This window comes from Variovorax paradoxus, from assembly GCF_030811855.1.
Classification (GTDB): domain Bacteria; phylum Pseudomonadota; class Gammaproteobacteria; order Burkholderiales; family Burkholderiaceae_C; genus Variovorax; species Variovorax paradoxus_L.
In genome coordinates this window covers 102,533-114,088 of the sequence record NZ_JAUSRN010000017.1, presented here as the reverse complement: position 1 = coordinate 114,088, position 11,556 = coordinate 102,533, and the positions used below count along the sequence as shown (strand labels likewise).

General features: G+C 61.6%; 15 protein-coding genes. 3 read left to right on the top strand and 12 right to left on the bottom strand.

What is annotated here, in order from left to right; genetic code table 11:
• Window positions 1-6: 6 nt before the first annotated feature.
• The 8 genes from J2X92_RS25545 to J2X92_RS25510 all read right to left on the bottom strand — a co-directional run bounded on the left by J2X92_RS25545 (window position 7) and on the right by J2X92_RS25510 (window position 5,621).
• On the bottom strand, window positions 7-1,008 hold the full coding sequence (locus tag J2X92_RS25545; RefSeq protein ID WP_307579993.1) for a PP2C family protein-serine/threonine phosphatase: 1,002 nt from the start codon (window positions 1,006-1,008) through the stop codon (window positions 7-9).
• The gene (locus J2X92_RS25540; RefSeq protein WP_307579991.1) at window positions 1,005-2,357 is read right to left on the bottom strand and encodes an FHA domain-containing protein; all 1,353 of its coding nucleotides are present in this window, start codon (window positions 2,355-2,357) and stop codon (window positions 1,005-1,007) included. The genes J2X92_RS25545 and J2X92_RS25540 overlap by 4 nt, the downstream gene beginning before the upstream one ends.
• Before the next feature lie 6 nt (window positions 2,358-2,363).
• Window positions 2,364-2,582 carry a hypothetical protein gene (locus J2X92_RS25535; RefSeq protein ID WP_307579989.1) on the bottom strand — a complete coding sequence of 73 codons (219 nt, stop codon included), beginning with the start codon at window positions 2,580-2,582 and terminating at the stop codon, window positions 2,364-2,366.
• A gap of 141 nt (window positions 2,583-2,723) precedes the next feature.
• Entirely contained in the window at window positions 2,724-3,056 is a 333-nt protein-coding gene (locus J2X92_RS25530; RefSeq protein WP_307579988.1) for a YegP family protein, read from the bottom strand.
• Between the two features lie 517 nt (window positions 3,057-3,573).
• The gene (locus J2X92_RS25525) at window positions 3,574-3,969 is read right to left on the bottom strand and encodes a hypothetical protein (RefSeq protein WP_307579986.1); all 396 of its coding nucleotides are present in this window, start codon (window positions 3,967-3,969) and stop codon (window positions 3,574-3,576) included.
• Entirely contained in the window at window positions 3,966-4,580 is a 615-nt protein-coding gene (locus J2X92_RS25520; RefSeq protein ID WP_307579985.1) for a hypothetical protein, read from the bottom strand. Before J2X92_RS25520 ends, J2X92_RS25525 begins: the two co-directional genes overlap by 4 nt.
• 160 nt (window positions 4,581-4,740) lie before the next feature.
• Window positions 4,741-5,193, bottom strand: a complete 453-nt coding sequence (locus J2X92_RS25515; protein WP_307579983.1) for a hypothetical protein — start codon at window positions 5,191-5,193, stop codon at window positions 4,741-4,743.
• Window positions 5,194-5,207: 14 nt separating this feature from the next.
• The gene (locus J2X92_RS25510) at window positions 5,208-5,621 is read right to left on the bottom strand and encodes a hypothetical protein (RefSeq protein ID WP_307579981.1); all 414 of its coding nucleotides are present in this window, start codon (window positions 5,619-5,621) and stop codon (window positions 5,208-5,210) included.
• A gap of 590 nt (window positions 5,622-6,211) precedes the next feature.
• Here J2X92_RS25510 and J2X92_RS25505 point away from each other — a divergent pair.
• Complete coding sequence (locus tag J2X92_RS25505; protein WP_307579979.1) at window positions 6,212-6,733, top strand: HD domain-containing protein; 522 nt, start codon at window positions 6,212-6,214, stop codon at window positions 6,731-6,733.
• Between the two features lie 117 nt (window positions 6,734-6,850).
• A complete protein-coding gene (locus tag J2X92_RS25500) occupies window positions 6,851-7,561 on the top strand; it encodes a hypothetical protein (RefSeq protein ID WP_307579978.1) in 711 nt (236 codons plus the stop codon).
• A 123-nt stretch (window positions 7,562-7,684) separates the two neighbouring features.
• On the opposite strand, the gene J2X92_RS25495 is transcribed toward J2X92_RS25500, so the two are convergent.
• The 4 genes from J2X92_RS25495 to J2X92_RS25480 form a co-directional block, all read right to left on the bottom strand.
• The gene (locus tag J2X92_RS25495) at window positions 7,685-8,416 is read right to left on the bottom strand and encodes a hypothetical protein (RefSeq protein ID WP_307579976.1); all 732 of its coding nucleotides are present in this window, start codon (window positions 8,414-8,416) and stop codon (window positions 7,685-7,687) included.
• A 124-nt stretch (window positions 8,417-8,540) separates the two neighbouring features.
• Complete coding sequence (locus tag J2X92_RS25490; protein WP_307579974.1) at window positions 8,541-9,233, bottom strand: hypothetical protein; 693 nt, start codon at window positions 9,231-9,233, stop codon at window positions 8,541-8,543.
• A 194-nt stretch (window positions 9,234-9,427) separates the two neighbouring features.
• Window positions 9,428-10,045 carry a DUF6630 family protein gene (locus tag J2X92_RS25485; protein ID WP_307579971.1) on the bottom strand — a complete coding sequence of 206 codons (618 nt, stop codon included), beginning with the start codon at window positions 10,043-10,045 and terminating at the stop codon, window positions 9,428-9,430.
• A 179-nt stretch (window positions 10,046-10,224) separates the two neighbouring features.
• Window positions 10,225-10,770, bottom strand: a complete 546-nt coding sequence (locus J2X92_RS25480; RefSeq protein ID WP_307579969.1) for an I78 family peptidase inhibitor — start codon at window positions 10,768-10,770, stop codon at window positions 10,225-10,227.
• Between the two features lie 324 nt (window positions 10,771-11,094).
• On the opposite strand from J2X92_RS25480, the gene J2X92_RS25475 reads away from it, so the two are divergent.
• Window positions 11,095-11,418, top strand: a complete 324-nt coding sequence (locus tag J2X92_RS25475; protein ID WP_307579966.1) for a hypothetical protein — start codon at window positions 11,095-11,097, stop codon at window positions 11,416-11,418.
• Window positions 11,419-11,556: the final 138 nt, after the last annotated feature.

The window sequence follows — 11,556 nt, the reverse complement described above, 5'->3', positions numbered from 1 at the left end:
CGTGGCCTATCGAGGTGGCAACGGCGCTGCGCCGTCGGCGGCAGACGGCGCGCTGACCGGTGGCGGCGCGGGCGTGTCGCCTGCGGGATCGCTCGGCCAACCGCGGGTGCTGGCAAGGAGTGCAAGCGCTGCGATCGCGCTCGCAGCAAGGGCCAGCCAGAACGATACACGCGCGCCGCCCGACGGATTGCGGCGCACCAGCAGCACGCTGATGTCGTCGCGACTGCCCGCCCGCGCGGCCGCTTGGGCCAGCAGCTGCGCGAGCCCATGCAGCGGCACCGAGGCTTCGCTCTTGCACAGCGCGGCCAAGGTCGGCTCGGACATGAAGCGATGGAAGCCATCGCTGCACAACAGCAGCCAGTCGTTCTCGCGCAGGTGAAGGCGTGTGACCGACGGCTCGCCGATCGCGCCGACGCCCACCATGCGCGCCGGGTCGTCCGGGCGGCTGCCTACGGGGGGAACCTCGCCCAGGTTCGCATAGGTCTGGTCCGCGGTGAGCCGGGTCGCCTCCCAAGCACCAGAACGGGGGCGCAATTGCAGCACGCGCGAGTCGCCGACATGTGCAACCAGGCCGCGGCCACTGCGCCGCAGCCAGACGCCAACGAAGGTCGTGGCGCTGCGTCCCCCCGGGCTCAAGCGCTCCAGCGCGCTGGCCAGCGCGGTGTCGGCTTCACCCAGCTTGGCCGCGAGCGCTTCGGGGCGATGCCAGTCGGCGGGCTGGATCGTCCGGCACCAGGCCAGCATCTGGCTGCTCGCGAGTTCGCCGGCGCTGCCGCCGCCGACGCCATCAGCCACCGCGAACAAGGGCATGGCGGCCAGCACGGCGTCCTGATTGCGCTCATGCCCTGTGCCGCACAGGCTGGCCCAGCCGCTTTCGATGCGCGGGCGTCGCGCCAGCGCCCATTGTTGGCGCAGCCAGTCGGCCACACTGCGGCGCGGCGCCGGCACGACGCGATGCCGCGCCAGCGGCGTGACCGCGTCGCCCGGCGGCGTGAGTCTGGAGCTCATGCCGTCGGCGGCAACAGCAGCACGGTGACGGCGGGCGCCTTCGCGAAGCGGCCGGCGAGCCTGACCTGGCGCCCCCAGGTCAGTAGAAACTGCGCCGGCTGCTCGGCAGCGTCGACATCGGTTCCCCACTTGCCGACGGCGTTGTTGTCGATGCGCGCACCCGTGGCATCGATGGCCTGGATGACCAAGTGATCACGCGACACCCCGGCGTTGTCTTCGGGCACGCGGCAGTCGGCCAATTCGCTTCGACCAATCACATAGGGCAGACGCGTGACGGGCACCGTGCGGCTGCCGTGGGCATCCTTGATCGCCAGCAGACACAGCGGTCCGGCGGGCCCGGTGCTCAGCGGCGTCGGCGTAGGGCGCGGGCCGTCATCGAGGCTGGAGCGGATCGGCGTGGCACTGTCCGTCGCGGCACGCAGCGGCGCGCGGATCGGGGTGTGGGCATCGTCGTCGGGGGGCGCAGGCCAGCGGATGGTCAGGGCCGGGCATTCGGCCACGTCGGGGACATCGCCGCCAAGGCGCAGCTGCGCGCCGTTGCGAAGTTGCCGACGTTCGCCCGGTGCGATCGGGCTGCCATCGAGGCTGCTGCCGTTGACCGAGGTCTCGCGGTACCAGACGCGTCCCTGCTCGTCGCGCTCCAGCAGGCCGTGCCGGCGCGAGACGAAGGTGCCGACGATACGGTCCTGCGCCAACGCGGCAGCGCGGCCCAGCACGAACGGCAGTGCCGAGATCCGGACCTGGTGTCGGCCGGCCGCGTCGTGAACGTCGATTTCCAGCGGCGCAACGAGGGCTGCAGCGTTCGGCACAGCGGCAACCGAAGGCGGCATGCTGGCTGGCACCGCGCGCTGGAGTTCCCATTCGCCGTAGAGCGTGAGCTGATAGCCGCCCTGATGGGCATCCGCCAGTTGCGCGTCGTAGGGGTCGCTCTCGTCCAGTTCCGCGCGATCGAAGTCGCGGTTGAAATCGACGAAGCCTTCGGTGGACACGCCTTGCGCGCAATTGCGCATCACGGCGGCCAGTACAACCTTGCGCCGGCTCTCGGGCCGGAACTCGGCGAGAAAGCGTTCGATCGCCCTTTGCGCCGCGGGCGTTGTGCCGGTGACTTGAATCCGCACCAGCTTGAACACGTCCTCCGGCTCGAACTGCCGGTGCGGCAACACGCTGTGGACCATGAACTGGGCGAGGTGACGGTCCACCGATTGCCAGAGTTCCGCATAGGCACTGTTGGAGCCCTGCGCGGTCGCCGCCGGAAACGGCGCCCCGACCCCGGCAATCTCAGCGCTTGTTTTGGCAGGTGCCGGATCGCTGAGCCCGAGCCACTGGGCGAACGTGTCGAAGAGGGACATTGGCGTTCAGCTTCCGAAGTGAACTTCGACGCGATGCGCCGCGTGATGACCGGCCGTGAATTCGAGTCGCACGCCCGGCAACTGTTGCAGGAGTCGATCGCGGAAGCGACCAATGTGTGGCTGAAGCACGTCGGCGGCCACACGCTCGCGCGACACGCTGACCTTGACCCGCGCCGCTCGACCTTGGCCGAGCGACAGTTGCGTCAGCGAAATGAATTCGAGCATGTCGTCCAGTGCGGCGGGCCAATCGGAACTGAACTCTTGCGCATGCACTTTGGTCCCTTCGATCTGCTCTTGTAATTCGCGGACTATGCTCGCATGCGAAATATCAAATATTTGAAGAAATGCCGCTTGCTCAGGTGCGGATCAAGTGTTGTCGTCGATGTCCTCCGTCGAACCGTTGGTCTTGACCGACGCAATCCCCACCTCACGGGCCTGCTCTGTCGTGTACATCTGGCTGGTGCCGATGACATGATTATTGGCAGCTCTCAAGTTGAAGTAGACCCTTTTGTCGGCCGCGACTTTCCTCTCGTACCGATCATCGGATCCGCAGTTGCTTTGCACCGACGCAATGCCGTTCTGCGCCGCGCGCTTGGTTTCATACTGCTCGCTGGTCAGAATGGTGAGTGCATTCGCCGCCTTGAGGACGAAGCGATATTGGCCATTGGGACTCTTGCTCAGTTCGAATCGACCTGTCATCTGAAATCTCCCGTTCAAGAAATAGTTCACTTCAGCCGGTGCGGCGAGACCGCGCGAGCTGCGGATCCAACTGGGTCCGAAGGCAGGCTATCCGCACTCGGCCCGCACGGAGACCTCGAGGGCGCAAACGAGCGGCCGAATGCGGCACGATTTCACGGACCTCGCCCGGATCGGCATTACCCCCGCCCTCGAGGAACTTCACCATGATCTTTTCTTCGATTGATGCCGGAAATACTTCGGCCCCGACTATCCGCGATCGACACCCTCTCCTATCGCATCGACATCTCGGCATTGACGTGTTCTTCCCGGCCAGCGAACGGCGATGAACTGCTGCCGCTAGCTCGCATGCAGCAGGGCCGATCGACCGCTCCCGGCCGCCCAATGCTGCCGTTGCCCAATGGAAGGGTGGCTCTGGAAAACCGCACCGCTCGGCCCCATGGCCCGCCCGAGGTCGTTCCGAACCGGCCTGCCGCACTCGCCCATCAGGCTCGTCGAGCCATCGAAGCCGCGCACCGGGCTAGAAGAGAAAGGCAACGCACCTCTCTTCGGCGATTTCCACGAATCGAAGCAGCAGATTGCCGACCGGGTAGCGCTCGGCTTTCACTTCGATGGCAACCACCGGCCACCGATATTCCCGGTTCGCGTTGCCGGCCGCCGAGACCGCAGCAACAGACACCAGACGTGGCGAAGTGAATGTCCCAAGAAACTTCACCTTCGAGAGGCCGTCCTTGCTGCAGACGAGCTCTGACCATGCTGTTGCGTCGTCACGCTGGTAGGCATCCACAATTCGATAGGCTTTCTCGAGGAGCACCTCGGCACCTGGTGGGATGGACACGCGCTCCTCAACTGCGGAGGGTCGAGTTGCGCAGCCGGTGCAGCAGGCGACAACCAAGAGGATCAGGGAAGATTTCATTGCTGTAGAGTCGTTCGACTGGTCGGGTCTGCTGAATAATTTCCGGCTTTCTTCTTGAGCCGCTCGCGTTCGGACGTGGCGCGCTGATAGCCTTGTAGAAACTCTTGCGAGCTCAGCAAGGTTGATCGAATTGTCTTGAACGCGACGATGGCCTTTTGCTCTCGACTGGTAAATCCTTTTCCAAAGTCAGGAGGGGCATTGCCCCACTCAAGTGCGAGCGAGGCGCCTCCCACGAGTTCGAACTCGTCTTCATCGATGCCGCATTTGTCTGCGGCTGCAATCTGCGCAGCAGAGATCAAGCTCTCTGCGCTATTTGCGGCGATGAACGACTCACGCTGGACGGGATCGTTACGATCAAGGTTCTTCAGAATGTAGGGGTCCAGAACCCCGCCGCTGGGCGACGTCACCCAGTACTTGCCGCCTGCAGCCACCAACCCTCCGAGCTCCTCCGCCTTGCTCAAGTCGAGTGTTGAGAGGATGCAAGTCGTCAGGGGATCTGCCGCATTGTGGTGGTCGGATTCATGCATCGCATGAGCGCACAGTGGGCTTTGGTAGATCGAGATAGCGAGCAGTGCCTGCCGAACGATATGGCGGCCGAGCCAGGGAGACATAGCGGAATCTTTTGGACGAGGAAGAATTGATGTGAAGTGCACGGGGGCCCATTGATGTACGACTGATAGGTGGAGCTCACCTCATTGGGGATTACAAATGCAGCCGGTCCGCTTCATCGGCTCGCTCCACGGCATAGCAAGAGTACGAACGGCTGCTTAGCTAGGGCCGGACCCTGGCCGATGACTCCGGTGCGGTCTCCTTGCAGCCGCCGCGTCCGGCCAGGCCATCGATGCACCAGAGGAAACCCGTTTTGGAAACGAAAGCCTCTGAACTCGAGCGCACCTTGATGGCCAAGCCTCTCGTTTTTCTGCAAAGAACCAGGAGCGCGAGCGCCTGACATTCTGCTCGACCTCCGGCATCCGAAAAGATCGCTTCCAAAATCTCTCGATCTCCAGCTTGCCGCATGTCGAGCGCTTCAACGCGCCCCTGAGACTGGAACGCAGCGCTTCGCTCACCGGTACTCAAGCGGGTCTCGGCGAGCGATGTGTGACCTCGCCAATCCGTTTCCACCACGAAGCCTGCATCCTCCTCGATGGGCAACACGAAGGTCTCTGCAGAGGCACATGCACAGCACGCAATGGCAGCCAGCGATAGGCAAAATCTCTTGTTCATTTGTTCATGTTTGTTCAGGCCATTCCCAACGAAAGATATCCAACAAGTGAGCCCGAGAAGGCGCCCAAAAACAGGATCGCAAGGAACCCTACGCCGTACTTGAACACGCGCTCGCGCGCCGATCTCGCATCGTTGGTCAGGTACTCGTCCGAGAATTCACAGAAGTAGTCGTTGGTGGTGAGTGTCGGGTCCATCGCCATGCCCGGCTTGCCGCCGCTGAACACCATCAACAAACTGACGGTGCCGACCGAAAAATAGACCACTCCGCAGATCGCCGTGGCCCACAGGATCCCGCTGCTCATGGCAGCGCAGGCCATGGCCGCCAGCGTTCGGCTCTCTGCGTCAACGAGAAAGAAGCCGGACAAGCCAAGGGCCAGCGCCAACCAGGCGGCAACCAGGCCAGGAATCCCAGTCAAGTGTTTCTTCACGACTCACCTCGCGCCTATCCACGGTGAAGGGCGTTCCGCCGCGGTCGGCTAGGCTGACCGTGCGAACGGATAAATCAGCGACAGGCATCGGCCAGAAGGGTGGGATCTGGACGCGCAGGCATTCCTGCAGGGCCTCTTCGTTGGAAAGTTCGACCACCTGTGTGTGCTTCAGGAAGTCCATTTTCAGCAGCGCCAGCGCGGCCGCTCCGTACCTCATTCGCCGGCTGCGTCCGATACCACCTCGGCCATGGCCGCGATGAAGCGGCAGACCCCTGCCGGCCCTTTGGCGGGCGGGGTCGACGTTGACCGCAGCAGCGCCGGGCTCCCATGCACCGAGCAATTCACTCCAGACTGATCGATGCGGCGCGGCCATGAGATAAAGGTTGGAAAACATTGACAAGGCCCTGCGTCGCGCGGTTTTCATTCGCGAAATGCACAAGCATCCGAGTAATCAATGTAGGAAGCGCCCTCCTCCTTCAAAACCTCCGTGTGACATTTGTCGAGAATTGGTGCGGGCGATGTGTGGAAAAGTGCGCACGCTGGGTCCGCAACCATCCAACGGCCTCGGCGTCCTCGGCCAGAATCCCACCATGGCAACCTCCGAAATCTCCGCTGCCCGCACCTATGCCCTGAGCATGCACGGGGCGCAGATGTATGGAGCGCACCCCTATTCACACCATCTGGACGCGGACGCGGCGACGCTCGCGCCGTACGGACCAGAGGCTCAGGTCATCGGGTACTTGCACGATGTTGTTGAAGACACCGGCGCCACGGTCGTCGAGGTGCGTTCACGCTTCGGCGACAAAGTCGCGGCGTGCGTGGAACTCCTCACAGACGAACCAGGGACGAACAGGAAAGAACGCAAGTCGAAGACATACGCAAAGCTGGCCAAAGTGACAGGGTCGCAGGAGCTAGCGTTGGTTGTCAAGGTGGCTGACCGACTCTCCAACGTACGGGCCTGCGTGATCGACGGCAATCGCGACCTTTGGAGCCTCTATCACGGCGAACACGCCGTCTTCAAGGCATCCGCACTCAGGCACGGCCTCTGTGATGAACTCTGGTCCGAACTCGATGGCCTGTTGCGCGATGACAAGCTGCCGACAGTGGTATGACTGGGTCGTCCACAGCCATCGTTCGACGACCCAGTGACACCTGAAGCCCGAGGCGTTAAGACGAGAGCTCGGACCTTTGTGTATATTTTTTGATGTCATCAACAACGGCGTGGACGATTGATCCGCGCAGCATCCGGCGGCGCAATGGGAATTGAATACCGACACTTTTTTGTGGTGGACGATGCACGGTGGCGACCGCAGGCGGATACCGCATCAAGAGTCGAACAGGTGCTTCGCGCGTGGTCGTTGGGCGACCGGCCAGACAAAGTCATTGACCTGGTGCGAGGTGAGCAACTCTCGACGGAACCTGCCACCGTCTCCGCACCAGGCAGAGGGATCACAGTGGTCTACGGTGAAGTTGATGGTGCCGCTGTTGAGAAGCTGGCTGGTCCTTCCTACTATCCAGAAATTCGCCCCGCAGACCGCTACATCATGCGAACAACCTTGCTCGTTGGGGACGACTATCGAATCCATACAACCTCGGACAGCAGCATCTACTTCGAGGTGATGGAGCCGCCGCTCGATGGAAGAGGAAATCGCCTTGAACCTATCGATGGTGAGTTTTCATCCGATCTCTACGCTGACACCTTCCCAGGGACAGACATCTCATCGCCGCCAACGTTGAGGGCGCATGTCGCAGAATTCGCGCAAAAAAACGTTGGCTGGGCCAAATGCAATGGTTTTTGGCGGGGGGCTCTGGTGATTGATTTCGGCAAGGACCTCCCGGGCTTTGCGCGAAACGTTCATCTTCTGCCCGCCACGCAATTCGTGCACGATCTCAGTGAAGCATTCCGCGGCCCTCTTGTCCAGATTGGCGAATTCAACTAGTGATTAATACGTTGCCGGAATGCGCCCGGCACGTCTAACCAGGGTACCTTCGAGATCGAGAGCAAGGACGCAGTTGTTCATGGACGGGCGTTAGATTGGGTGCGAAAAGTCTGGTCTAACGCGCTAAGCATTGAGCGCTCGTTGCCTGCGGATCTGACGCTTCTCCTCAGCACTGGGCGGCATGTAAGCCTCGGAAAGGCGATGTCGGAGGGACTTTATCGCGGCAGATTTTGCGCGCATCGCACCGGGATCAGTCACCGCCTGGGCTTTTGCCCACTCCAATGAACCTTCGATGGGCGCCCCTCTCAACGCACACAGGCAAAGCGTCTGCTGATATGCCGTCCTGGCGTTGGAGAAAGTTCTGATCACCAGATATTGCAGCTTCTTCTGCTGTTCTTGCGATGGCACCAACCCGTCATCGAAGCTCATCAATCCGTTCAACGCGCCCAGTGCTCGCCAAAACGGATCATCCGGCTCATCTGATAGAGCGGTGGTCGACGTGCAGTAGTCCAGCAACACCGTTACGCTAGATTCAGTTCGAACTTCGCTTAGAACTGCAATGGCAAACGTCGCGATCGTCCGATCGGCGAGCAAATGCCTCAATGAGGCAGCGCCGCCGCGGCCGTAGGCAATGCAGGCTGCAGCCCAGCGCGCGAGCGGCGCTACCCTTGTTCCGTCTGCCAGCAGGCCGTCTTCGTGCCATCCATGCTGCTTGCAGAGCCGCTCAATCTCATCAGCACCGTCCGCGCCGTACGCGAGTGAGAACCGAATCAAGTCTTCCGGATGAACCGCGGCGCCGTAGGACAGCGGGCCGGAGCCCTTGGCGGCCTTGCGGGCAAGATCACTGAAATTCATCTGCGGGGCCGTGTAGAAGGTTCGGGTCCGAAGTGTGTTGCATCGACCGGTTGAATCCGCCGCCGGCAACGGCTATTGGTCGTCTGCAGCCTGTCGTGACATCTGAGCAAGGGTGTGTAGGCCATCAGCAAGCCCGAATGAAACGAACATGTATGCCGAATGCACCAGAGCGCACTTCTATGCATATTTCTTGGCCTGCTGCATAGCTTGAAAACGACTCTTGCGGAACGGTCAATTCCACTTTGTTCGAGCCCATTGATGCCACAACAACGTGGCGACGCGGCTTCGAACTCGCGTACTTGTTGGAAACGACACCTCGTTCCATATAACCCTGGGCCGAAAGCGTTGCGGCGTTCGTGTGAAGCAAAGCGGCTGGCCCAAGAAACACACCAACCAAAGCGGCGATACCGAAGGATGCACGCCGAACAATGACCCACAGCAGCAGTGCGTACATCGAACCCGCCAGAAGCCCAAAGAATATTGCTTCGGCAAGCTCGACCGTGTCCATGTCCATGACCGCGCGGATAAGGAGTACCGCTGAAAGACAGCTCAAGGGCGCTGCGATGTTGATTCTCGTCCTATCCGGCGGGTTGCCGCGAGGCTCCCGTAATCGAAAATAGTCGTTCGCCGCAAGTGGTGCAACAGTGATGCTGAAGACGGCCGCATACGCCGCCAAGATTGCCGCCCAATAGGGCTGAGGGCGAACAAGAACCCATACGCAGATGACGACGGTGACGAATGCACCAAAGAACCTGAGGCGTCGGCCGAGAGGGCCAAGCGTCGGGCTGAGTTCCGGCAGAGCTAGGCCGCGGTTCATGGCGCCCCTAGCGCGTGGTCGAACGCTTTGGGCGTCGTCCTCCACACTTCATGTCTGACAGTCCAGTTGCTCATCGCTTCAAGTGGACAAACTCAGGGCGTATCCCATCGTCTTCCTTCAAGTTGGGTAGATGGTTTGAATGTCCGCAGTTGGCTAAAGACCACTCTCGACGGCAGCTGCACCGAATGGTTTGCTCAACTGGCATTCGCCCTCGCGAACTCAGTTGTGCGGAGCACGTCCAGTCCGGAAGTGCCCGCCGCCTGGCGCGCATTCTCTGCGTCGCCACGCCTGACCATGAGGGCGTAGTAAGCGTCGCCGCCAAGGTCAATATGCAGCAGTTCATAGCCAAGCGGTGCAATCCAGTTCGCAACATTGCTAAGGCCGGCAGGCACGGTTCTGGTCTCCGGTTCGCGCGAGGGCCAACGCCATTGCCCTTGGATGCCGAACGTGGCGGCGACCTCGGCGACCTGCCATTCCAGCTCGTCGTGGGCGTCCCAATCACATTGGATGACGAGCCATTGGCCGCGCTGCTGCCCCTGATCTCCGAGGATGCCTTCCTCGAACGCAGTGGCGGCGTCACCGTGCGAATCGAAGCCGGTGAGGACTGCGTCAGTGAGGCGACGGCCTTCCGTGACATCCAGGTGAGCGGTCACCAAGCACATGAACCGTTCCAACGCGCATTTGGTCCCGCTAGCCGCCTGTCCGATTTCGGGCGCCGCCGGTGATTCGCTCGCAATGCGCCGCCCGGCGGGTGCTTGCTCCTCGTGAAGCCCGGGCTCGTGACGAAATAAGTTGATAAGGCGGTCGAACATGGATCCCTGTTTGGTTCAATTAGGTCGCGCATGCGGTTAATTTGCCTTGGGTTCGCACGTCTGTTGACGAAGGCATCCTTCTCGAGGGCAGGACGAAGGTCTTTGCACAAGCAACAGGCACAGCACCTCACGGTCGTCAGCGATATACAAAGTCTCCTCCTCATGACGCACGGCTTCTTTTACCCGCAACGGACGACGACCGCCCGTCCATTGTTGTCCGTATCGACCAGGAGTCGATTCTCATCCGAGAGCAGCGGAGTGGCATCTCCGGGCATCACGGTTCGAGCCCTTTGCGCCCCGGTTCGCAGTTGCGCATCGACGAGCAATTCGCGGGTGACGGTACGCGCCAGGAGGAACTTGGCATGCGTCGCTCGGCAGGTCTTGATTGCATCCATGAACATGGGAGGCGGCTCTATGTTGCCTGTGATCGGCGAGGCATGCTCTTTCGCCGGCATCTGGCATGCCGCAAGCATGGCGCAACCCAACAGCGCGACGCTTCCCAGCACCGTCGTGCTGCGCAGTAAACCCTTGTCCATGCTGGCAACCGCACGCCGGGCGCCATGCCGCATCCAACTCGCCGCCCTCAAAGTCACCTGCGTGTTGCCGGCGCTTCGCTCGACGGGGTTGACCCCCTTGATTGCGTCGGTGACGGGCTCCCATGCACCGAGCAATTCACTCCAGACTGATCGATGCGGCGTGGTCATGAGATGAGGGTTGGAAAACATTGACAGGAGCCCTGCATCGCGCGGTTTGCATTCGCGAAAAGCACAGGCATCCGAGTAGTCAATGTAGGGAGCGCCCTCCTTCTTCAAAACCTTCGTGTGACATTTGTTCAGAATTGGTGCGGGCGATGTGTGGAAAAGTGCGCACACTGGGCCCGCAACCATCCAGTGGACTTGGCTGTCCGAACTCGATCAATCGAATTCGTTGGAGCAATCGATTCGCACGTCATGGTGCGGCCAACAGGCTGCGCCCCGACCAATTGTCTTCAGGCATCTACATCGCGATGCCATCGCCGTGCGCTTACGAACAATCGATGAAATCCGCCAATGGTCCCGGACCACGAGACCGCGATGACCCGCGGGCCGTCACCAATCGCCGCCGCACAGCCGCAGCCGAGACGCCGGATCCACGGCGGCGACATTCATACTTCGCCACGCTATCTGGTGGAAACCGCGACGGGAACGGCGAGCACAAGCTCCACGGCATCGCAGATCCGCCATGGCCGCCGCAGCACCCGGCAGGCCACGCTCGTCGGTGCGTTGGTGGGGCTTCTGATCGTGATAGTGCTGCTCATGGAGTGGCTGCTGGAGTTCCAGGTCACGGCGGCGGCGCAGCGCCGCACTGAGCAGACGGCACGCGCGCGGCAATAGCCCGGTGCTTCGAACTGGCATCGCTTCGCGCGGTCGATGGGTGCCGCAAGGAGTTGGAAGCCAAGAGCAACTCGGCGGACTGAAGCTAGGACCCGGACGTGCTCGGAAGTTGCTGCTCCCCTCATCTTGCCTTTTGCC